Annotated in this window: 19 protein-coding genes and 1 tRNA gene; 10 read left to right on the forward strand and 10 right to left on the reverse strand. The window is 66.5% G+C overall.

The genetic code is table 11. The features are described from left to right. Window positions 1-108 precede the first annotated feature (108 nt). Both ACUCV3_RS10590 and mfd read left to right on the forward strand, forming a co-directional pair. Entirely contained in the window at window positions 109-375 is a 267-nt protein-coding gene (locus ACUCV3_RS10590; protein ID WP_279731369.1) for a succinate dehydrogenase assembly factor 2, read from the forward strand. A gap of 126 nt (window positions 376-501) precedes the next feature. Continuing rightward, on the forward strand, window positions 502-3,966 hold the full coding sequence (mfd, locus tag ACUCV3_RS10595; protein ID WP_482240609.1) for a transcription-repair coupling factor: 3,465 nt from the start codon (window positions 502-504) through the stop codon (window positions 3,964-3,966). A 400-nt stretch (window positions 3,967-4,366) separates the two neighbouring features. Here the strand turns inward: mfd and ACUCV3_RS10600 are convergent, their stop codons facing one another. The 3 genes from ACUCV3_RS10600 to ACUCV3_RS10610 form a co-directional block, all read right to left on the reverse strand. Continuing rightward, complete coding sequence (locus tag ACUCV3_RS10600; RefSeq protein ID WP_048936906.1) at window positions 4,367-4,696, reverse strand: DUF2322 family protein; 330 nt, start codon at window positions 4,694-4,696, stop codon at window positions 4,367-4,369. Between the two features lie 89 nt (window positions 4,697-4,785). Next, complete coding sequence (locus ACUCV3_RS10605) at window positions 4,786-5,922, reverse strand: hypothetical protein (protein ID WP_482240610.1); 1,137 nt, start codon at window positions 5,920-5,922, stop codon at window positions 4,786-4,788. Between the two features lie 62 nt (window positions 5,923-5,984). Continuing rightward, window positions 5,985-7,121: a tetratricopeptide repeat protein gene (locus ACUCV3_RS10610; RefSeq protein ID WP_279731374.1), complete on the reverse strand. Its 1,137-nt coding sequence runs from the start codon at window positions 7,119-7,121 to the stop codon at window positions 5,985-5,987. Between the two features lie 501 nt (window positions 7,122-7,622). Here ACUCV3_RS10610 and ACUCV3_RS10615 point away from each other — a divergent pair. Beyond that, complete coding sequence (locus tag ACUCV3_RS10615; protein WP_279731375.1) at window positions 7,623-8,030, forward strand: hypothetical protein; 408 nt, start codon at window positions 7,623-7,625, stop codon at window positions 8,028-8,030. After that, window positions 8,017-8,754, forward strand: coding sequence for a TorF family putative porin (locus ACUCV3_RS10620; protein WP_279731376.1), 738 nt, complete (start codon window positions 8,017-8,019; stop codon window positions 8,752-8,754). The genes ACUCV3_RS10615 and ACUCV3_RS10620 overlap by 14 nt, the downstream gene beginning before the upstream one ends. On the opposite strand, the gene ACUCV3_RS10625 is transcribed toward ACUCV3_RS10620, so the two are convergent. Beyond that, window positions 8,743-10,755, reverse strand: a complete 2,013-nt coding sequence (locus tag ACUCV3_RS10625) for a putative bifunctional diguanylate cyclase/phosphodiesterase (protein ID WP_482240611.1) — start codon at window positions 10,753-10,755, stop codon at window positions 8,743-8,745. The genes ACUCV3_RS10620 and ACUCV3_RS10625 overlap by 12 nt on opposite strands. Window positions 10,756-10,876: 121 nt before the next feature. On the opposite strand from ACUCV3_RS10625, the gene moaA reads away from it, so the two are divergent. The 3 genes from moaA to ACUCV3_RS10640 all read left to right on the forward strand — a co-directional run bounded on the left by moaA (window position 10,877) and on the right by ACUCV3_RS10640 (window position 12,814). Continuing rightward, window positions 10,877-11,890: a GTP 3',8-cyclase MoaA gene (gene moaA, locus ACUCV3_RS10630; protein ID WP_279731378.1), complete on the forward strand. Its 1,014-nt coding sequence runs from the start codon at window positions 10,877-10,879 to the stop codon at window positions 11,888-11,890. Beyond that, window positions 11,887-12,663, forward strand: coding sequence for an NAD kinase (locus ACUCV3_RS10635; RefSeq protein WP_004207502.1), 777 nt, complete (start codon window positions 11,887-11,889; stop codon window positions 12,661-12,663). The genes moaA and ACUCV3_RS10635 overlap by 4 nt, the downstream gene beginning before the upstream one ends. A 76-nt stretch (window positions 12,664-12,739) precedes the next feature. Beyond that, a tRNA-Asn gene (locus ACUCV3_RS10640) sits at window positions 12,740-12,814 on the forward strand. Window positions 12,815-12,971: 157 nt separating this feature from the next. Here the strand turns inward: ACUCV3_RS10640 and ACUCV3_RS10645 are convergent. From ACUCV3_RS10645 to ACUCV3_RS10655, 3 genes are read right to left on the reverse strand one after another with little or no spacing between them, the layout of a single operon-like run. Beyond that, the gene (locus ACUCV3_RS10645) at window positions 12,972-14,369 is read right to left on the reverse strand and encodes an SPOR domain-containing protein (protein WP_482240612.1); all 1,398 of its coding nucleotides are present in this window, start codon (window positions 14,367-14,369) and stop codon (window positions 12,972-12,974) included. Window positions 14,370-14,402: 33 nt separating this feature from the next. Continuing rightward, window positions 14,403-14,999 carry a hypothetical protein gene (locus tag ACUCV3_RS10650; protein ID WP_313392382.1) on the reverse strand — a complete coding sequence of 199 codons (597 nt, stop codon included), beginning with the start codon at window positions 14,997-14,999 and terminating at the stop codon, window positions 14,403-14,405. Between the two features lie 15 nt (window positions 15,000-15,014). Further along, entirely contained in the window at window positions 15,015-15,734 is a 720-nt protein-coding gene (locus ACUCV3_RS10655) for a ParA family protein (protein ID WP_004212248.1), read from the reverse strand. Window positions 15,735-15,920: 186 nt separating this feature from the next. Here ACUCV3_RS10655 and ACUCV3_RS10660 point away from each other — a divergent pair, with 186 nt between their 5' ends. Next, window positions 15,921-16,955: an SPOR domain-containing protein gene (locus ACUCV3_RS10660; protein ID WP_279729832.1), complete on the forward strand. Its 1,035-nt coding sequence runs from the start codon at window positions 15,921-15,923 to the stop codon at window positions 16,953-16,955. A 14-nt stretch (window positions 16,956-16,969) separates the two neighbouring features. Here the strand turns inward: ACUCV3_RS10660 and gcvA are convergent, their stop codons facing one another. Next, window positions 16,970-17,869 (reverse strand): transcriptional regulator GcvA, encoded by a 900-nt coding sequence (gene gcvA, locus ACUCV3_RS10665; RefSeq protein ID WP_279729833.1) that lies wholly within the window; start codon window positions 17,867-17,869, stop codon window positions 16,970-16,972. An 88-nt stretch (window positions 17,870-17,957) separates the two neighbouring features. Here gcvA and ACUCV3_RS10670 point away from each other — a divergent pair, with 88 nt between their 5' ends. Both ACUCV3_RS10670 and purU read left to right on the forward strand, forming a co-directional pair. Next, complete coding sequence (locus tag ACUCV3_RS10670; RefSeq protein ID WP_482240613.1) at window positions 17,958-18,974, forward strand: 2-oxoadipate dioxygenase/decarboxylase family protein; 1,017 nt, start codon at window positions 17,958-17,960, stop codon at window positions 18,972-18,974. A 52-nt stretch (window positions 18,975-19,026) separates the two neighbouring features. Continuing rightward, complete coding sequence (gene purU / locus ACUCV3_RS10675) at window positions 19,027-19,896, forward strand: formyltetrahydrofolate deformylase (protein ID WP_017500643.1); 870 nt, start codon at window positions 19,027-19,029, stop codon at window positions 19,894-19,896. A 214-nt stretch (window positions 19,897-20,110) separates the two neighbouring features. Here the strand turns inward: purU and ACUCV3_RS10680 are convergent, their stop codons facing one another. Both ACUCV3_RS10680 and fghA read right to left on the reverse strand, forming a co-directional pair. Then, the gene (locus tag ACUCV3_RS10680; protein WP_010338958.1) at window positions 20,111-20,263 is read right to left on the reverse strand and encodes a hypothetical protein; all 153 of its coding nucleotides are present in this window, start codon (window positions 20,261-20,263) and stop codon (window positions 20,111-20,113) included. A 221-nt stretch (window positions 20,264-20,484) separates the two neighbouring features. Then, window positions 20,485-21,321 (reverse strand): S-formylglutathione hydrolase, encoded by an 837-nt coding sequence (fghA, locus tag ACUCV3_RS10685; RefSeq protein ID WP_279729836.1) that lies wholly within the window; start codon window positions 21,319-21,321, stop codon window positions 20,485-20,487. Window positions 21,322-21,331 lie beyond the last annotated feature (10 nt).

The raw sequence follows: 21,331 nt of genomic DNA on the forward strand, positions 1-21,331 counted from the left end.
ACGCTCGCAATGACGAGCAGTTCGGGGATGGTCAGGCCCCATTCCAGCCGGGACGGTCATTCAAATATCCGATCGGCTGTTTCGGCACGTCCGTTAAAGGAACAAATTGTGAACGACAACCCGCTGATGCGTCGCCTGAAATTCCGCGCCTGGCACCGGGGCACGCGCGAGGCGGATTATACGGTCGGCGGCTTCTTCGAGCGCTATCATGCGAGCTGGAACGACGAGCAGATCGCCTGGTTCGAGCGCTTCATGGACGAACAGGATGCCGACATCATCGGCTGGGCGCTCGGCACCATTGCCGTGCCCGAAGAATGGAAGGGCCCGATGATGGACCAGTTCCTGAAGCTCGATTTCGTCAAGATCGAGAACTGACAAGTCCCCCTCCCGCTTGCGGGAGGGGTTAGGGGAGGGCCTGTTTCTCCCCCTCCTTACAAACCCTCCCCCGACCCCTCCCGCAAGCGGGAGGGGAGAGACCAAGGAGAGGCGCGAGTAGCAGATATGACCGATCTCCAGAAAATCCTGAAGGCGAAGGCGCCGCTCACTCTGTCCGGCGTGCCGGCCGGCTTCCAGCCCTGGCTGCTGGCGGACATCGCCCGCGCGGCAACCACCCGCGCCGTCTTCGTCGCCTCCGACGAGCAATTGATGCGCGCGGTCGCCGACACCGCCCATTATTTCGCGCCAGAGATCGAGCTCATCGAAATTCCCGCCTGGGACTGCCTGCCCTATGACCGGGCCAGCCCCTCGCTGCGCACCGCGTCGGCGCGCCTCGCCGGCCTTCATGCGCTCCAGGCGAAACCAAAAGGGCCGCAGCTGGTCCTCACCACCCTCAACGCCCTGACCCAGCGCACCCTTACCCCGTTCCGCGTCCGCCAGCTGGTCGCGCGCCTCGCGCCCAAGGAGCGGATCGCGATCACGCGCCTTGCCGACATGCTGCAATCCAACGGCTATGTCCGCACCGACACGGTGCATGATCGCGGCGAGTTCGCCATTCGCGGCGGCATCGTCGACCTGTTCCCCGGCGGCGAGGAGCAGCCGCTGCGCCTCGACTTCTTCGGCGACGAGATCGAGACGGTGCGCCGCTTCGACCCGACCGACCAGCGCACCACTGGCAGCGTCGACGGCTTCACCCTGCTCCCCGCGTCCGAAGCGCTGCTCGACGAAGACACGATCAAGCGCTTCCGCGGCCGCTATCGCGAAACCTTCGGCGCGACCGCGACCGGCGACCCGCTCTATCAGGCGGTCAGCGAAGGCCGGCGCCTCGCCGGCATGGAACATTGGCTGCCCTTGTTCGAGGAAAAGCTGGTTCCGCTGACCGACCATCTGGGCGATGACGCGATCATCATCCGCGACCATGGCGTGGTCGGCGCGGCCGAGGCCCGGTTCGAGGCGATCCGCGACTATCATGCCAACCGCATCGCCGCGAAATCGGCCGATCCCGGCGCCTATCGCCCGCTGAAACCCGAAGCCCTCTATCTCGACGCCGCCGAATGGGACGCCTCTGCCGCCACTTGGCCGATGCACGCCACCACCCCCTTCCACGAGCCCGAAAGCGCCACCGTGCTCGACTTCGCGGTCGACGGCCCGCGCGACTTCGCGCCGGAACGCGCGCAGAACGTCAATGTCTATGAGGCGGTCGGCAAGCATATCGACGCCCTGCGCCGCACGAAGAAGAAGGTGGTGATCGCCAGCTATTCCGCCGGCGCGCGCGAGCGCCTGTCGGGCCTGCTCGCCGATCATGGCGTCGCCCGCCTCGCCGCTGCCGACAGCTGGCAGGAAGCACTCGGCACCGCAGCCGGCGGCAGCGCCGTCCTCACCGTGCTCGGCCTCGACCATGGCTTCACCGCGCCCGACGTCGCCGTCCTCACCGAACAGGATATGCTGGGCGATCGCCTGGTCCGCCGCGCCAAGCGCAAGAAGAGCGCCGACGCCTTCCTCGCCGAACTCGCCACCCTCTCGCCCGGCGACCTCGTCGTCCATATGGACCATGGCATCGGCCGCTATGAGGGGCTGACGCAGATCCCGGTCAGCAAGACCGCGCATGACTGCGTCGCCCTCTCCTATGCCGGCGGCGACAAGCTCTACGTGCCCGTAGAAAATCTCGAAGTCCTCTCCCGCTACGGCTCCGACAGCGAGGGCGTGAGCCTCGACAAGCTGGGCGGCGAGGCCTGGCAGCGGCGCAAGGCGCGGATGAAGGAGCGGATCCGCGAGATTGCGGGCGAACTGCTCAAGACCGCCGCCGAACGCGCTCTGCGCCCGGCCGAGATCGCCGAGCCGGACGCCGCCGGCTATCCCGCCTTCGTCGACCGCTTCCCCTATCAGGAAACCGACGATCAGGACCGCGCGATCGGCGATGTCATCGAGGATCTCGGCGCCGGCCGCCCGATGGACCGGCTCGTCTGCGGCGATGTCGGCTTCGGCAAGACCGAGGTCGCGCTGCGCGCCGCCTTCGTCGCTGCCATGGCCGGGATGCAGGTGGTGGTGATCTGCCCCACCACCCTGCTCGCGCGCCAGCATCACATGAATTTCGTCGAGCGCTTCCGCGGCTTCCCGCTGGAAATCGCCCGCCTTTCCCGCCTCGTCCCCGACAAGGAGGCGAAGGCGACCAAGGCGGGCCTCGCCGACGGCACGATCGACATTGTCGTGGGTACCCACGCCCTGCTCGCCAAGGGGCTGGAGTTCAAGCGCCTCGGTCTCGTCATCGTCGACGAGGAACAGCGTTTCGGCGTCACCCACAAGGAACGCCTCAAGTCCCTGAAGACCGACGTCCATGTCCTGACCCTCACCGCCACGCCGATCCCCCGCACGCTCCAGATGGCGATGTCGGGCCTGCGCGAACTCTCGGTCATCCAGACCCCGCCGGTCGATCGCCTGGCGGTGCGCACCTACATCATGCCCTGGGACGGCGTCGTCATCCGCGAGGCGCTGCTGCGCGAACATTATCGCGGCGGCCAGAGCTTCTTCGTCGTGCCGCGCATCTCCGACCTGACCGAGGTCGAGGAGTTCCTGCGCACCGAAGTGCCCGAGGTGAAGCCGATCGTCGCCCATGGCCAGATGAGCGCCACCGATGTCGAGGAGCGCATGTCCGCCTTCTACGACAAGCGCTATGACGTGCTGCTTTCCACCACCATCGTCGAATCCGGCCTCGACATCCCCAGCGCCAACACGCTCATCATCCACCGCGCCGACCGCTTCGGCCTTGCCCAGCTCTACCAGCTGCGCGGCCGCGTCGGCCGGTCGAAGACGCGCGCCTATGCCTATTTCACCACGCCCGCCAACCGCATCATCACCGAAACCGCGGAAAAGCGGCTCAAGGTGCTGTCCGATCTCGATACGCTCGGCGCCGGCTTCCAGCTTGCTTCCCACGATCTCGACATTCGCGGCGCCGGCAATCTCGTCGGCGACGAACAGTCGGGTCATATCAAGGAGGTCGGCTTCGAGCTGTACCAGTCGATGCTGGAGGACGCGATCATGGACGCCAAGGCCGGCGGCGCCGGCCTCGAAGCACGCCGCGACAGCTTCTCGCCACAGATCAGCGTCGACGCGCCGATCATGATCCCGGAAGAATTCGTGCCGGATCTCGACCTGCGCATGGGCCTCTATCGCCGCATCAACGAGCTGGAGGACCGCCAGGGTCTGGAGGCCTTCGCCGCCGAACTGATCGACCGCTTCGGCAAGCTGCCCGCCCCGACCCAGAACCTGCTCAAGATCATCGAGATCAAGCAGAATTGCCTCAAGGCCAATATCGCCAAGATCGATGTCGGGCCAAAAGGCGCGCTGGTCAGCTTCTTCGAGGATCGCTTCCCCAACCCCGCGGGCCTGGTCGCCTATGTCCAGCGCCTCGACGGCGTCGCCCGCCTCCGCCCGGACAGCAAGGTCGTCGTCACCCGCGCCTGGCCCGACCCCGCCGCCCGCCTCAACGGCGCGCTGCAACTGTCGAAGGGGCTGGCCAAGGCGGCGGGGTAAGCCTGCGCTCTGTTCCTCACCGCCGCGCGGGGAGAAAACGACCAGAAGCTGACATTCCTCCCCGGCACGGGGAGGTGGCAGCGCGAAGCGCTGACGGAGGGGCAGGAGCCTCTTAGCGCTGAGCTATCCGGCCTGTGCCCCTCCACCACTCGCTACGCGAGCGGTCCCCCTCCCCGTGCCGGGGAGGAATGTCTTGTTCACACCCATCCCGGCCATTGCCAATTCCCCTCTCCCGTGAACGGGAGAGGAAGGCGGCCGCGCCGCAGGCGTGGGAGGGTGAGGGCCTTTCGAAGCAACCTGCCCTCATCCGATTTCGCCCGCCCGACCTGGCAGGCCCTGCGTCATGCCCCGACAGCGGCAAAAGAAATGGCGCGTCGAGGCAATAATTTACCCGGCTCGTTCAGCCCGCAACCACCCCGATCGCCAGCGCATCGCCGCCGTCCACGATCGCGATCAACCGATCGACATTGGGGTGCGCGCCCGGCCGATTGCGAGCGTCCGCCGTATGTTCGGCAAACACCGTCAGCCCATGCTCGGCCGCCGCCGCGTCCAGCGTGCCGAACACCTTCTGCAAATAGGCATAGACCGCCAACGATCCCTGCTTGCCCGGCTGGTTCTCGATGCTGGCCACGACCGTGCCGGTCGCATCCTTCAGGTCGATGCGGGCAATGCCGTCGATCGGCGGCAGCAGCTGGAGATTGTCCTTGAACGTCGCACCCGGTTGAATCATCGCTGGCTTCCCGTCTCGAAAAATGATGAGCGCGGGCCTTTAGAGCCTGCCCTCCGGGGTGGAAAGCACTTTGCGCTGCTGCCCCTGCCTCATTCGCCCGGCGGGGACATGGCGGCCTCCGATGCGGTCAGGTCCAATATCTCGAAGCCCGGTGCAGCCACCCGGCGCCGGATATTCGACCCGACCGGGGTCGCATATAGGTTCTTGCGGGTCACCCGCTCGATCCGATAGCTACCAGGCCCATCTTCCTCGCCAACCTTGGCGTTCGCCGCATAGCGCCGTCCCGCAACCTGTTTCAGGATCGCCGGCGCCCAGGCAGGCGCGCGCGACCCGCGCAAGATTTCCGCTTCCTCGGTATGCCCATCTGGTCGAACCCAGAAGCCCACATCCACCCACTGGATGCTGGCCACATCGGTGGATCGGACCGACGTCACATCGACGCCGCCAAAGGCCCGAACATTATTGCTGGCCTCGGCCATCGCATCCCCCGGATAGGGCGGTTGCCAAACCAGGACCGGCGGCCCGTCCTGGTCCGCAGCGATGGTTCCGGCCAGGCGGGTGATCTCCGCATCGTCGCCGGCCCGCACCGCCAGGCGCAGGCGCACCACGCGCAGGGCGGTGCGAAATCCCGGTTCCTGCGCAATCGGCCGCTGCTCCAATGCATCCAGCATCATGCTCGCCTCGCGCGCCTTCCCCAGCGCGCCGGCCAACCACACCCGCTTCATCCCGGCCATCATCGCCGGATAGGCGCGCCCTTCGGCCAGCGCCTGATCCTCGATCGCGTGAAAGCTGGCGTCCGCCTGGCGAAATTTTCCGAGCTTGATCCACATGTCGCCCAACGCCGTGGCCGATGCCTGCACCGCCACATCGTCCGCCGGCAGATTGTCGCGCAGCGTCTTGACCTGCCCTGCCACCGCGCGGCGATAATCATCCTGATCGCCCTCATGCAGCGACACCGTCGCCATCGCTTCATAGATGGCGGCAACCGCTCGCGGCGCCTCCGCCCCCTTGTTCTTGTTGCGGCTGATCGCTGCGGCCAGCAGCCCCTTAGCCTGCATATATTCGCCATTGCGGAACCGTTGCTCGGCCAGCGCGATCGTCGCCTGCGCATCGCGCAGCGGCGTGCATTCGCCGCGCACGCATTTTGCCTGCTCCTCGACCAGCCGCTGGCCCGTCACGACGATATCGGGCGAGGCCGCCTGCACCAGAAGCAAAAGGGCGAACATGATGATTTCCTTCCTTTCTGTCAGCTACCCTGTCACATGAACCGCTATGCCCATACCCGGCCTTATTCGCCGGGCGGCGGCATCGCCGCTTCCGATGCGGTCAGGTCCAGTATCTCGAAGCCGGCTGCCGGAACCCGACGCCGGATCACCGATCCTTTGGGAACCACATATTGATATTTGGGCGTGACACGCTCGATCCGATAGCTGCCGGATGCATCCCCCTCTCCCGCTTTCGCACTCGCAGCATAGCGTCGCCCCGCTACCTGCTTCAGGATTGCCGGCGCCCAGGCAGGCGCGCGCGACCCCCGCAATATCTCCGCTTCCTCGGTATGCCCATCCGGCCGGATCCAGAAGCCCACATCCACCCACTGGATGCTGGCTAGGTCGGACGAATTGATCGGAACCGCATCCACGAGATCAAAGGTCCGGGCACTATTATTCGCCTCGACCGCCGCACTACCGGGATAGGATGGTTGCCAGATCAGCACCGGCGGGCCACCCTGGTCCGTGCCGATCGTTTCGGCCAGCCGGGTGATTTCCGCATCGTCGCCGGCCCGCACCGCCAGTCGCAGGCGCACCACGCGCAGGGCAGTGCGAAAGCCTGGCTCCTGCGCGATCGGGCGCCGCTCCAGCGCGTCCAGCATCATACGCGCATCGCGCATCTTGCCCAGCGCGCCAGCCAGCCACACCCGCTTCATCCCGGCCATCATCGCCGGATAGGCGCGCCCTTCGGCCAGCGCCTGCTCCTCTATTCCACGGAAGGTCGATTCCGCCTGCCGATAGCGGCCCAGCTTGATCCACATGTCGCCCAGCGCCGTGGCCGATGCCTGCACCGCCACATCATCCGCTGGCAGATTGTCGCGCAGCGTCTTCACCTGCCCCGCCACCGCGCGGCGATAATCATCCTGATCGCCCTCATGCAGCGACACCGTCGCCATCGCTTCATAGATGGCGGCAACCGCTCGCGGCGCCTCCGCGCCTCTGTCCTTGTTGCGGCTGATCGCCGCGGCCAGCAGCCCCTTGGCATGCACATATTCGCCATTGCGGAACTGCTGCTCGGCCAGGGCGATCGTCGCCTGCGCATCGCGCAGCGGCGTGCATTCGCCGCGCGCGCATTTCGCCTGCTCCTCGACCAGCCGCTGGCCCGTCACGACGATATCGGGCGATGCCGCCTGCAACAGAAGCAAAAGGGCCAACATGATGATATTCCTCCTGCATTCCCCAAGTTCATAGTGGCGGATCGACGCAGGCTTGCAAGTGCCAATAGCCGGCAGAAACGTTCAGCAACCTCTTCTTTCCTATTTGGACTTTCCCTGCTCTATCCTGTCGGATGACGCCATTTGCCTCCACGCCTCACCCATCGCATGAGATCATGCCCCAACTGTCGCGTCCTGACGCCCCAAATGACGCGTCACCATGACCCAACCGTCGCGTCACTGACACCCAATTGGCGCGCCGCTGTCGCTTGCGTGGCGCGTTGCCATGACCTTTCTCGCGAAATCGGCCAGAAATACGGGGCAAGAACGGTGTGAACTTCGCGGCTGACGCGTCACGATGCCCCTGTCGTGACCCAAAACCCTGCATATCCGACCCTCATGTCGCCATTCATCATCAACCAGAAAAGAAGCAGCAACAGTAGAAACCTACATGCCTTCGTGACGACCGGGCAACAAAGCGCGGCGTCACAGCAGGAGAATGAAATGAGTTTGATCCTTATGGCGCTCGCCGCCGCCGCGACCCACAATGTGTCGGTCGAGCATCATGGCAACCAGGTCGGCGCCACCTACACCGCCCGTGCGGACATCCGCACAAAGACCATCGGCGCCAGGACGCCCAACCGCATGGACAATCAGCGCTGCCAGTGGACCGCGACGATCGTCGTCGACCGCAAGCTGGACCATGGCCCTGCGCTCGCCCGCACCGTGTCGAGCGACAAGCAGTTTTCCGGTAGCGAGGCTGGCGCCTGTACGACCGGCCGTCAGTCGGGCGAACGCAACATGGCCCAGTATCAGGACAAGATCGAAGCCCACCTGATCGCCGTGGCAGAGGCCGATCGCGCGCCGCTGCTGGCCGAACTTGACTCGGTGCGCAATCTTGCGTCGAACTGATCGGACCATCGGCCTGGCATGGCTGGGCGGGCTTGGCCTCGCCCTCCATGCCGTACCGGCCGCCGCCCAATATGCCAGCGGCCCCAGCGCCACGGTCGAGGTCGCCAGCGACGAGCGTCGCCGCGGCCTGAGCTGGAGCGACGGCGATCCGGTGCTGCGCGGCAGCGTCTCCGTGCCGGTCGCGCAGGGCCTGTCGCTCGATGGCACCGCGACCAGCCTCTGGGGCAGCGATCGCCATGGCGGCGCCGACGCCGTGATCGACCTTGGCCCTTCCTATGTCCATCAACTGGGCGGATGGCGGCTGTCGCTCGACGCGCGCTACCATCTCTTTCCCGGCGCCGATGATCAGGGCTATGGTGAATTTGGCGCCGGCGCCGGCTTCCTGATCGGTCCCGCCAGCATCGACATCGGCGCCCAATTTGCGCCGCGCCAGTCGGCGATCGGCGGCGACAATCTCTATCTGTCCTCCGCCGCCTCCTTCGCCATTCCGGGCACGCCGCTCACCGCCTCGGCACGGGTCGGCCATAGTTCCGGGTCGGATCGCGATCCGATCGCCTCGCAACGGCTGCGGCCGGGCGGGGATTATTGGGATTATGGCGCTGCCATCGCCTGGTATCGCGGCCGCTGGTCGGCAGAACTGCGCTACAGCGACACCGACATCGACAGCCGCGACGCGCGCCACGCCGGCGCGGCCCTCATCGGGAAGGTCGGCCTAACCCTGTAGCACCAGCGATATGAGTTCGGGCGTGGAGACGCCCGCCGAGCGAAGGAAGCCCTGGTAATAATCACAGCCTTCCCGTGCCAGCAGGTCGAGCTGCTGCTCCGTCTCCACCCCTTCGGCGATGACGTTGAGGCCCAGCGACTTCGCCATATGGATCACCCCGCGCACGATGATCCGGTCGCGCGCCGACCCGGCGATATCCTGGGCCAGGCTGGAATCGATCTTCAGATAATCGAGCGGCAGGCCCTTGAGGTAAGCCAGGCTCGAATAGCCGGTGCCGAAATCGTCGATCGCCACCGCCAGCCCTTCGGACCGCAGTGCCGTCAGCAGCGCCGCCGCCGCGTCGACATCATGGATCAGCCCGCTCTCTGTAATCTCCACCGTCAGCCGCGACCGGGGAAAGCCGCTGCGGTCCACCTGCCCCAGGAAATCGCCCATGAACCCCGGCTGCGAAATATCCGCCGCCGTGACGTTGATCGACAGGCGCAGATTGGACAGCGCGCTCGGCCATGCCGCCGCCTGCCGCAAGGCCTCGGCCTGGATATGCGCCGACAGCGGCAGCATATAGTCGGACCGTTCCGCCGTGCCGAACAATATGCCGGCCCCCAGCGGACCATAGATCGGGTGGTTCCACCGGGCCAACGCCTCGACCCCGCTGATGCGATGGTCATAGACCGGATATTGCGGCTGGAACACGATGCCGATCTCGCCCCGGTGCAGCGCCAGCCGCAGGTCGGTTTCCAGTTGGTCGGCGTCGAGCTGGCGGCTGCGCTTCTCGGCGGAAAAGATGCGAATGCCTTCGCCCCCGCCCTGTCGCGCATCGGCCAGTGCAGCCCCTGCCCGCCGCAGCAACTGGGTCGCATCATCCTCCGCCCGCGCCTGCGCGATACCGCATCGCGCAATCAAGCGGATCAGATGGTCGCCCGCACTGAACGGCCGGCTGATCGCCTCGATCAACTGCCGCGCCAGATAGGTCGCCCGCTCCGCCGCCGCCGGCTCGCCGGTCAGGCCGACCAGAAATTCCGTGCCGGCGATACGCGCGACCATCGCATGGCCCGCCACGCTGTCGACAATCTGCTCGATCCGCCGAGCGATCCGCCCGAGCAGCGCATCGCCCACGACCTGGCCATAGGCCGCATTCATGCGATCGAACTGGCTGATCGACAGCAGCACCACCGTCGTCGGCAGCCCCGACCGGCGATCCAGCCAGTCCAGCGCCGCCTGGCGCGAACGCAGCCCGGTCAGATTGTCGCGGCTCGCCACATCCTGATCCTGCGCGTCGGACAGCCACTCCACATCCGCCGCCACCGTGCCGTCGACGAAGCGCAGATGATGCACCAGCCGATTGCCCGGCCGATCCAGCACGGCATGGGCGAATGCCGCCGGACGCCCCGACTGCATCATCCCCTCCAGCGCGTTCAGCACCGCCTTGCGTTCATTGCGCGCCAGCCGGTGGATCAGGGTCGATGGCGTCGGCTGCCACGCCTCTATCCCCAGATTGCGGGCCAGGCTCTCGCTCAGCCGCAGTCCGGCGCCGTCACGGTCCATCTCCCAGTAAAGCGCGTCACCCCTGCGGATGCGCTGCGCCCGCTGGCTCTGCATCGCGCCGCCACCCAACCGCTCGACCAGCCGCTGCGCCGATGCCAGCGTCGCCTGCAACAAGGGTTGCGTCACCGGCGCCACCAGGAAATGGGTCGCGCCGGCATCGAACAATTGCGGCAGCGTCGCGACCGCCGCCGCATCGACCAGCACCACCAGCGCACAGCCACCCGCATCCACCGCCGGCACCAAAGGCGCGATCAGCTTGGCCGCCGTGCCGCCGCGCATGTCGACCAGCGCGATCTGGGCATCACTGCGCAGGAAACGTTGCGGGGCATCGGTGGCGCGGCGCGCGCCGATCGCGCGCCAGCCCGCCTCCTGCGCGGCACGGCACAGGGGGTCGCGGTCGCCGGGCGACAGGATGAAGATGCTGCGCTGCCCGTCCGGGGCGGCCTGCCCGCTCACTCTTTTATCGACTCCCTGACAAGGCGCATGCCGCTCTTGTAACAGCAACCGGTTACCGACCTCTTCACCGCCCCGCAACCGGCCAGCTTGCGCCCGCCATGCCCATGGCCTAGCTAGGGGCATGGCCATGGTCGATCCTGCCGCAACTTCCATGACCGACGGCCTTGGCCGCCGGATCGATTATCTGCGGATTTCCGTTACGGATCGATGCGACTTGCGCTGCCGATACTGCATGGCGGAACGGATGCAGTTCCTGCCGAAAAATCAGGTTCTGACGCTGGAGGAAATCGCGCTGCTCGCCGATCTCTTCATTGCGCGCGGCGTGCGCCGCATCCGCCTGACTGGCGGCGAACCGCTGGTGCGCCGCGACATCATCGACCTGATCCGTCGAATCGGTCGCCATCTGGATGCCGGCCTTCAGGAACTGACGCTGACCACCAACGGCACGCGTCTGGCCGATCATGCAGAGGCGCTGCACGACGCCGGCGTCCGCCGCATCAATGTCAGCCTTGACAGCCTGCAGGCAGATCGCTTCACCCACATCACGCGCGGCGGAGACCTGTCGGCCGTGCGGCGCGGACTGGATGCCGCGCGCGTGGCGGGGCTTGCGGTCAAGATCAACATGGTCGCGCTCAAGGATATCAATGCCGACGAGATCCTGCCGATGCTACGCTGGTGCGACAGCCAAGGCTTCGACCTGACCCTGATCGAGACCATGCCGCTGGGGGAAACCGGCGAGGATCGCACCGACCATTATCTGCCGCTGTCGCAAGTCGCGCAGGAGATTGACGCCCATCATGCCCTCACCTCGATTGCGGTGCGCACGGGCGGCCCGGCGCGCTATCATGATGTTGAGGGGCTGGGCATCCGCCTTGGCCTCATCACCCCGCTCACCCGCAATTTCTGCGCCGACTGCAATCGCATGCGCATGACCTGCGAGGGCAAGATCTACATGTGCCTGGGCCATGACGACCATGTCGATTTCAAGGCCGCGCTGCGCAGCGGCGGTCTCGCCGCGGTCGAGCCGCTGGTCGATCGCGCACTGCGGCGCAAGCCTGCCGCCCATGATTTCCGGATCGGCGCCGGCGCTCCGACTGCGGCGGTCCAGCGACATATGAGCGTCACCGGCGGATGAACAGCGAACCCCGGCGCGCCCTCGTCGCGTCCCCGACCCAGGCTGCACGGGCAGCGGAAGAGCGGTTGCGCGCTGCCTATGATTTCGTGCCGCTGGAACAGGCGGACACGGTAATTGCGCTGGGCGGCGACGGTTTCATGTTGCAGACACTGCACGCCATGCTGGAATCCCGCCGCATATTGCCGGTCTTCGGCATGAATCTCGGCACGGTCGGCTTCCTGATGAACGAATGGCGGCTTGAACGGCTGGAACAGCGGCTGGAAAAAGCCAAGAGCTTCAAGGTCAATCCGCTGCGCATGGTAGTCGACACCGTCGATGGCGAGCGTTTCTCCATCCCGGCGATCAACGAAGTCTCGCTGCTGCGCGAAACCCGCCAGACCGCCAAGCTGGAAGTGCAGGTCAACGATCGCCCCGTGCTGCCCGAACTGGTGTGCGACGGCGTGCTGGTCGCAACGCCCGCCGGGTCCACCGCCTATAATCTGTCCGCCCATGGCCCGATCCTGCCACTGGGGTCGGCGCTCGTCGCCCTGACCCCGATCAGCCCGTTCCGGCCGCGCCGCTGGCGTGGCGCCATCCTGCCGGAAAATACCGCGATTCGCTTTACCGTGCTCGATCCGGTCAAGCGTCCGGTCAGTGCCGTCGCCGACCAGCGCGAAGTCCGTGACGTCGCCCAGGTGGAGGTCAAGATCGACCGCGCCACGCCGCTGACTTTGTTGTTCGACCCCGAACATACGCTGGACGACCGGATCGCGGCCGAACAATTCATCGCGTAATTTTCTGCAATTTCACGCTTGCCATTTGGGACAAGCCGCTGCATATGCGCGGCCTGCCCGGCGCAAGCAGGGCTGCTCCCCGATAGCTCAGCGGTAGAGCATTCGACTGTTAATCGAATGGCCGTAGGTTCGAATCCTACTCGGGGAGCCACTATTTCAGCCCTTGGCAAGGCCGGACTGGCTCCAGACAATCCGAAATTCAGCGCATCGCACGATTGCAGCACTCGCGGCGCGCAAATGCATTGCGGGCCGGAACCTTTCGGCCCGGCCCGCATGAAGTCATGGTCACGCCCGAAGGCGCCGTGCGATCAGCGCGATGCGAATTGGCGACCGCGCGTCGATGCCACGGCCCAGCGCTGCGGCGTCGCGTTCGGTGCGCCTTCCCGCACGAAGCACTGGCCGCGCTGTGCCTTGATCGACTGACACAGCGTCTGCGCGTCGGCACGACTGCCAAAGCCGCTGATCGCGATCCGGTGGAAGGTCCGACCATTGACGGTCGCCTGGCTGGTCAGCACCGGGAAGGCCGCGATGCGTCCGTTGACGCGCGCCATACTGGTCCATTTTTCCTTGGCCACGGCCGGCGAATCGAAAGCACCAAGCTGGACGACCCAGGCGCTCGCGCCCGTGGTAACCGGCTTGATATAGGCAACCTGCTGCATCCGCGCTACCGGGCTGGCGAGCGGGGTAGCCTTGCCCTTGGCCGGCTTGGCCTTGGCCGCCGGGCCTTCGACGACGAAGTCGCGCTTGGCGGCGACGCGCACCGGTGCCGGCTTGGGCGCAGCCTTGACCGCGGGTGCGGGCGTGGATGCAGGCACGGCGGTTTCGATGATCCGGGTGTTGAGCGCGGGTGCGGCAGGCGCCGGCTCAGCCGCCGCCATCTCGATCGGCGAACCGCTCGGCAGGTCCAGCACCGGTGCCGGCTCGGTCGATGCGGCTGCCAAAGCCACCGGTGCGGCATCCGGCGCAGCGGGCACCAGCGCCAGCACCGCCGGCTGGCCCTGATCGGCGCCGTTGACGGTAACGCCCATCAGCGCGGCGACGCGCTGCGGCGCCAGTGCCGGGTCGGCCATGCCGGCCCATTGGGCGATACGCTGATTGGCGGCAAGCGGCGCCAGATCCAGCCCGGCGACCAGCCGCGCATCCTTCCAGCGACCGGCCAGCGCATAGGCATAGGCCAGGTTCTGGCGGGTGCGCGCATTGGCCGACGGATCCTGGATCGCGGCGGACAGGATGCGGACGCCTTCGGTCGGATCACCGGCCATCGCCAGCGCCAGGCCATAATCGCCCGCCGGCACATTGTCGGTATTGGCCGCCAGCAGATCGCGCGCAGCATCATTCTTGCCCAGCGCCACCTCGACCAGCGCCAGGCTGACGATGGTGCGCGAATCGCGGTTGCCCAGCGTCATCGCGTCGGTGAACGCCGTCTCGGCCGAAACGAAGCGGCCATCCAGCACATAGGCACGGCCCAGCAACTGGCGATATTGCGCATTGTCGGGCGCCGCCTGCACGGCCGCTTCCGCTGCCTGCACGGCCTTTGCGCCGTCGCGATCGGCCAGCGCCTTTTCCGCCGCCTCTGCCGGCTTGCCGGGATTGGCGTGCTTGACCGCCGCCGATCGCGGATGGAATGCCGCGCCGGTGCAGCCGACCATCGTCGTCGCCACCATCAAGGAGGAAACGGCCGCCTTGCCAAATGCCGTTCGTTTCATGACCTTACCCACCTATAATCAAAGATCGCCGCGTCAGTGCGGCAATTGCTGGGCAAGCCGATCAATTTCGGGCAGCCCTTCGAGGAAAGCATCCAGTGCTTCGGTAACAACCTGTTGTGCCGACCGGCCGGTCACCGCCGCCGCCAGACGCAGCTTGAGATGACGGCCCGCGTCCAGCCGCAGCGTGAAGGCCGCCTTGCGTGCGTTGTCGACCGCCATCGCCTTGGGCGGCGCGGCGCGCACCGGCGCCGGCTTTGCCCGCATCGGCTTGGCAGCCATCACCAGTTCGGCCGGTTCCGGCTCGGCTTCCACCGTCTCCGGCAGAACGACCTGTGCCACGCGCTCGGCCAGTTCCTCGCGTTCGGTCACGACCGCGGGCACCGGAACCGGCGCGAGCACCGTGGTCATCGGCGTCAGGCCGGTGGCAACGGGCGCGGTCGGCGCGGCAGGCTCGTCATCGTGCATCGGCACGTCGAAACCCATGTCGTTCCAGCCCAGATCATCGGACACCATGCCGGCATTGCTCGGGCGACCAAAGCCCAGCATCGGGCGGCGCATCGCCGGCGTGGCCGCGCCCTTGCGCGCCAGCAGGCCGGACGTCAGGGAAGCGATCGGTTTGGCTTCAGCCATGATAGCCCCCTTTTCTTACTGCACGACGCGGCGGCCGAAGCCACCACCGGCGGGACGCGAAGCGGCGGCGGTGCCGACGCTGTTCTGGGGCACGGAAAAGACCGTGCGGCGGAAATTCTTCTCGAGGCGATCGGAGATATAGCTCCACAGCCCGGTCACTTCGGCGGCCGACTTGCCCTTGGGATCGACCTCCATCACCGTGCGACCGTCGATCATCGAGGCAGCGAAATCGGTGCGATGGTGCAGCGTCACCGGCGCCACCGTGCCATGCTGCGACAGGGCGACAGCGGCTTCGGAGGTGATGCGCGCCTTGGGCGTCGCGGCATTGACGACGAAGATCAGCGGCTTGCCGGCGCGCTCGCACAGGTCGACCGTAGCACCGACCGCGCGCAGGTCATGCGGGCTCGGACGGGTCGGCACGACGATCAGTTCGGCAACCGAAATCACGCTCTGGATAGCCATGGTGATGGCCGGCGGCGTATCGATCACGGCCAGCTTGAACCCCTGCTGGCGCAGGATTTCGAGATCGGCGGCCAGCCGCGCAACCGTGGTCTGGGCAAAGGCGGGATATTCGGCCTCGCGCTCGTTCCACCAGTCAGCCAGCGAACCCTGGGGATCGATGTCGATCAGGACGACCGGACCGGCCCCGGCCAACTGGGCCTGTACGGCCAGATGACCGGACAGGGTCGTCTTGCCCGATCCGCCTTTTTGCGATGCCAATGCCAATATGCGCACGCGCCTTCCCCCAGGTAAATCCAGTTCCGAAACGATTTGGCATGGCGCCGCCTAAAATTCGGTTAACTGGTCTGGCAACCTTGTTGAGGATCACCTATCCCCGATTTCACATCATGGATCCGGCAATGCTAAGAAGACGTTAACCTTGTTTGACGATAGTGCCGGACGATATTTCCGGTCTGGAGCATGGATATGAAGCCTATCTGGGGAGCCGTTGCGTTCGGCACGCTATTGACGGCCGCCTTGCCGGCGCTTGCCGATGTGAAGGCCGGCGTCGATGCCTGGCAGCAGGGCGATTATGCCAAGGCGATCACCGAATGGCGCCCGCTCGCCAATGCCGGCGATCCCGATGCGCAGTTCAATCTGGGTCAGGCCTACAAGCTCGGCCGCGGCGTTCCGGCCGACCTCAACAGCGCGGTCGACTGGTATCGCAAGGCGACGGCGCAGGGCCATGCCCGCGCCGAGGATAATCTGGGCCTGCTGATGTTCCAGCAGGGCGATCGCGCCGGGGCCATGCCCTATCTCCAGCATGCCGCCGCCCGCGGCGAAACCCGCGCGCAATATATTGTCGGCACCGCCCTGTTCAACGGCGACATGGTCGGCAAGGACTGGGTCCGCGCCTATGCGATGATGACGCGCGCCTCCGCCTCCGGCCTGCCACAGGCAACCACCAGCCTGCAGCAGATGGACAAATATATCCCCGCCGACCAGCGCAAGCAGGGCCTAGCCCTGGCTTCGTCGATGGAAGCGCAGGAAAAGAGCCTAGCCAGCGCCAGCCTGACCCTGCCGGCGACAGCGGCACAGCCCCGCTCGGCTTCTCCCGCCCCGGCTCCAGCAAAGCCAGCGCCCGCACCCGTGGTAACGCAGGTCGCGGTTGCCAAGCCGCAGCCGGCCGCGCCCAAGCCGGCGCCGGAGGCAGCCAAACCGGCCCCCTCCAAGCCCGCGCCACCCAAGCCCGCGCCGTCTAGGATGCCGGCACCGGCTGCCGGCGGCGACTGGCGCGTCCAGCTTGGCGCGTTCGGCGACGAAGGCCGCGCCCGTGCGTTGTGGAGCCAGTTGACCCGCAAGGTCAGCGGCCTCTCCGGCTATCAACCCTATCTGGTCAAGGCCGGCAGCGTGACCCGCCTTCAGGCCGGACCGATCGCCAGCAGCGCCGACGCCTCGCGCCTGTGCAGCAGCATCAAGGCCGCCGGCGCGGACTGCATGCCGAAGAAGAACTAAGCCCGCGCGGGCGCCTAATACCCACCCGCGCTCGCCAGCATCCAGGCGCGAAAGCGCGCCAGTCCCGGATGGCCACCAAGCCCCGTGGGATAAACCAGATAATAGGCCTGCTCGCTGGACAGCGGTCGGTCGAACGGGATGACCAGGCTGCCCGCCTCCAGCTCCGGTTGGATCAGGAAGCTGGGGATCAGCGCCACGCCCGCCCCCGCCACAACCGCCTGCGCCAGCATCAGGAAATGCTCGAACGCCGGCCCCGGCGGCAACGGCCCCGCCTCGACGCCCGCCACCGCGAACCAGCGCGCCCAGGCGTCCCGCCGCGAACTCTGGCTCAGCAGCGGCTTGCCCAGCAGATCGGCCGGCGACCGCAGCCCATTGGCCGCCAGCCAGTCCGGCGCGCAGACCGGCACCATCTGTTCGCGAAACAGATAATCCTGCGCCACGCCGGGCCATTCCTCCGGCAGGCCATAATGGATCGCCGCGTCAAATTCCTCCTGCGCGAAATCGAACGGGTCGGATCGCGATGCGAAATCCACCACCAGATCAGGATGCAGCGCGCTGAGGCCCGGCAGGCGCGGCGCCAGCCAGCGCATGCCGAAACTGGGCAGGGTCGCAATCCGCAGCGCCCCCTGCGCCCGCCGCGCCGCCACCCGCCGGGTCGCCCGCCGGATCCTATCGAGCGCCGGCCGTATCTCCTCGGCATAGGCCTGCCCCGCCTCGTTCAGTTGCACCCGCCGCCCGACCCGGTCGAACAGAGGCGTCTGCAACCAATCCTCCAGCAGCGCGATCTGGCGGCTGACCGCACTCTGGGTCAGCCCCACCTCCACCCCGGCGCGCGAGAAGCTGCCATGGGTCGCGGCCGCATCGAAACTGTTGAGCGCGCTCATCGGCGGCAGCCATTTGCGCGCCCTATCCATTCCCGTTCCGCATCAAGTGATGACAGCTCCCTATTTGCGCGACCCACCCTATCCTGCGATAAGAGCGCTGTCATCGTGGAGCGTTCTTATGTCGTCGCAGAATGAAGGAAGCATCGTCGCCCTGGTTCAGTCGGTGCTGGGCGAAGACGCCGGCCGGGCCGCACTGGACGCATTGGCAATCGATCCCGCGCTGCTGGCGCAAAGCGGCCCGACCGTCAGTCGCGCCGCCTTTGCCATGGCGATGAACGTCATCTTGTTCCACGACCTGCTCGAACGGGTGCCGAGTGGCGCGGCCTATGTCGCCGACACGCTGGCGCGCGGCGGCCGAGTGATGTTCGACCATGGCGCGCTGCGAACCATCCGTTTTGCCGATGGGCCGACCGGCGCCCTGCCCGCTGGCGAGGATGCCTTCACGCGCATCTTCCTGCCGCTGGGCTATCGCATGGCCGCCCTCTATCCGCTTGATCGCCTCAGGATGACCGGCCGCGCCTATGCCCATGTCGACGCGCCCGAGACGATCCCGCAATTCTTCCTGTCCGAACTGCATGTCGACCGGTTCGACGCGGAATTTGGCGCGGCCGCGAGCCGCATCTTCGGCACCTCGCGCGATCCGCTCGACGCCCCGACCATCGCCCTGCTCGACCGCTATGCCGCTGGCGAACCAGTCACCTTCGATGAAGCCGCCGCCGCCCTGCCCGTCATCGTCTCCGCCTTCGACCGCCAGCATGAACCGCCGGCCTTTGCCGATTATGAACTGCTGCTCTCCCGCTCCAACGAGGCCGCCTGGATCGCGACCGAGGGCAATGCCTTCAACCATGCGACCGATCGCGTGCCCGATGTCGCAGCGCTGGCCGACCGGCTGAAGGCGGAAGACCGGCCGATGAAGCCCAAGCTCGAAATCTCCGCCACCGGCCGCGTGCGCCAGACCGCTTTCCGCGCCGACAGCGTCGAGCGCCTCTTTGCCGATCGCGATCTGCGCACCGTGCCCGGCTCCTTCTACGAATTCATCAGCCGCGATATCGACCCGGATACCGGCCGGCTGGACCTCGCCTTCGACACCGGCAACGCCACCGGCATCTTCGCCATGACCAGCGCCAAGGCTTGATCGCGGCCCCGGCTTGAGGCAACGCCTCGGCAGAATTGCTGGGAGCCGCAGAGTGAACGACAAGACCATCCCATCCTGGATATTGACCCTGGTCTGCGCCGATCGCGTCGGCATCGTCGCCGCGGTCAGCCAGTTCCTCGCCGAACGGGGCGGCTTCATCACCGACAGCCAGCAATATGCCGATCGCGAGGCCGGCCTCTTCTTCATGCGCGTCGCGTTCGAGGCGACCGACACCGGCATGCGCTTCGACACAGCCGGTCTGCGCGACGAATTTGCCGACATCGGCACCCGCTTCGCCATGGACTGGCGCCTCACTGAAGCGGCAGAACGCCCGCGCATGCTGATCGCCGTGTCGAAGGGGTCGCACTGCCTCGCCGACCTGCTTCATCGCTGGCAGACCGGCACGTTGGCGGTCGACATCATGGGGGTGGTGTCCAACCATCCCGACATGCGCCGCATCACCGAATGGCACGGCATCCCCTATCATGAGCTGCCGCCCAATGGCGACAAGGCCGCGCAGGAGGCCGCCCTGCTCGACCTGTTCGATCGCAGCCGGTCGGAATATCTGATCCTGGCCCGCTATATGCAGGTATTGTCGGAAAATCTGGTCGATCGGCTGGCCGGCCGCTGCGTCAATATCCATCACAGCTTCCTGCCCGGCTTCAAGGGCGCCCGCCCCTATCACCGCGCCCATGAGCGCGGCGTCAAGCTGATCGGCGCCACCGCCCATTTCGTCACCGCCGACCTCGACGAAGGGCCGATCATCGAACAGGCGGTCGAACGCGTCGACCATCGCGCCACCGCCGACGACATGATCCGCATCGGCCGCGATATCGAGGCCCAGGTGCTGGCCCGCGCCGTCGGCTGGCTCGCCGACCGACGCGTGCTGCGCAATGGCGGCAAGACGGTGGTGTTCCGCTAGAGCATCGTGCGCAAAAGTGGGCGAGCGGGATTCGCGTGCCTCCGGCTCGAGTTTTGCGCCTAAAACGATGCGACAACAAAAACTTAGAGCGCGCGATCTGCGTCGGATTTAACGCAGCGCGCTCTAAGAAGGCCGAACTGCCCGACATCCGTTCGGTTCGAGCCTGTCGAGAACCCTATACGCCCCTTCTCGACAAGCGCGAAGCGAACGGCCGTTAAAGCCCCAGCCGCGCCCAGAAATCGCCCGGCGCCAGCACGGCCTCAGCGCTGCGGTTGCGCTCGACGCGCGACCAGCTGCTATGGGGAATATGGATTTGCGGGGTCTGGTCCTGCCGCTGCTGGCGGACACGGGCTTGCTTATGGGTCATCGTCTTCTCCTTTTGCGGGAGGAACACGAAACCGGGCGTTGTCGCTTGGGTACCGTGCGCTTTAGCCGTTGGTAACGCGGAGCAAGCTGACATCCTTCAAAAGCCGCGGAGCGAAACGCTCGGCACTCTATCTACCTATCAAATAGAGAAAGGCAAAATAGCTTATCTTGTGCCGCGACCATCCGGGCTTTGCCCGGACGGTCCGCGATCAGCCCAATTGCTCAGCCCAGCCGCGCGGCATGCCAGCGCAGATGATCGTCCATGAAGCTGGAGATGAAATAATAGCTATGGTCATAGCCGTCGCGCAGATGGAGCGTCAGGTCGATGCCCGCCGCGTCGCAGGCCGTGCGCAGCAATTCGGGGCGTAGCTGCCCCTCCAGGAAGCTGTCTCCCGCGCCCTGATCCACCAGCAGCGCATCGATCCGCGCTCCATCCTCGATCAGCGCGACCGCGTCATGCTTGCGCCACGCGGCCCGGTCCGCGCCCAGATAGCCGCCCAGCGCCTTCTCGCCCCAGGGCACCTGCCCCGGCGCCACGATCGGCGCAAAGGCCGACACGGCACGATAACGATCGGGATAGGTCAGCCCGACGGTCAGCGCGCCATGGCCGCCCATGCTGTGCCCCATGATCGACTGGCGATCCATGTCGGCGGGGAACTGGTCCGCGATCAACGCCGGCAATTCCTGCGTCACATAGGACCACATGCGATAATGGGTGGCATAGGGCGCCTGCGTCGCATCGACATAGAAGCCTGCGCCCAGGCCAAAGTCCCAGGCGCCGTCCGGATCGTCGGCCACGCCCTCGCCGCGCGGCGAGGTATCGGGCGCGACGAAGATCAGCCCCAGTTCCGCGCAGGCCCGGCGAAACTCGCCCTTTTCGGTCACATTGGCATGGGTGCAGGTAAGGCCGGACAGATACCAGACCACCGGCAGCTTCGCGCCCGGCGCATGCGGCGGCACGAAAACGGAGAAGGTCATCTCCGTCCCCGTCTCGCGCGAGGCATGGCGATAGACGCCCTGGATGCCGCCAAAGGCCCTGTTGGTCGAAACCGTCTCCACTTGGCTCTTC

This window comes from Sphingobium sp. VMM, from assembly GCF_056790315.1.

Bases quoted from the DNA above. Each gene is read 5' to 3' on its own strand.
- mfd (WP_482240609.1), top strand. From the start codon at position 502: ATGACCGATCTCCAGAAAATCCTGAAGGCGAAGGCGCCGCTCACTCTG.
- ACUCV3_RS10600 (WP_048936906.1), bottom strand. From the start codon at position 4,696: ATGATTCAACCGGGTGCGACGTTCAAGGACAATCTCCAGCTGCTGCCG.
- ACUCV3_RS10670 (WP_482240613.1), top strand. From the start codon at position 17,958: ATGTCGTCGCAGAATGAAGGAAGCATCGTCGCCCTGGTTCAGTCGGTG.
- ACUCV3_RS10680 (WP_010338958.1), bottom strand. From the start codon at position 20,263: ATGACCCATAAGCAAGCCCGTGTCCGCCAGCAGCGGCAGGACCAGACC.
- moaA (WP_279731378.1), top strand. From the start codon at position 10,877: ATGGCCATGGTCGATCCTGCCGCAACTTCCATGACCGACGGCCTTGGC.
- ACUCV3_RS10660 (WP_279729832.1), top strand. From the start codon at position 15,921: ATGGATATGAAGCCTATCTGGGGAGCCGTTGCGTTCGGCACGCTATTG.
- ACUCV3_RS10635 (WP_004207502.1), top strand. From the start codon at position 11,887: ATGAACAGCGAACCCCGGCGCGCCCTCGTCGCGTCCCCGACCCAGGCT.
- ACUCV3_RS10645 (WP_482240612.1), bottom strand. From the start codon at position 14,369: ATGAAACGAACGGCATTTGGCAAGGCGGCCGTTTCCTCCTTGATGGTG.
- ACUCV3_RS10610 (WP_279731374.1), bottom strand. From the start codon at position 7,121: ATGTTGGCCCTTTTGCTTCTGTTGCAGGCGGCATCGCCCGATATCGTC.
- ACUCV3_RS10605 (WP_482240610.1), bottom strand. From the start codon at position 5,922: ATGTTCGCCCTTTTGCTTCTGGTGCAGGCGGCCTCGCCCGATATCGTC.
- ACUCV3_RS10615 (WP_279731375.1), top strand. From the start codon at position 7,623: ATGAGTTTGATCCTTATGGCGCTCGCCGCCGCCGCGACCCACAATGTG.
- ACUCV3_RS10650 (WP_313392382.1), bottom strand. From the start codon at position 14,999: ATGGCTGAAGCCAAACCGATCGCTTCCCTGACGTCCGGCCTGCTGGCG.
- gcvA (WP_279729833.1), bottom strand. From the start codon at position 17,869: ATGGATAGGGCGCGCAAATGGCTGCCGCCGATGAGCGCGCTCAACAGT.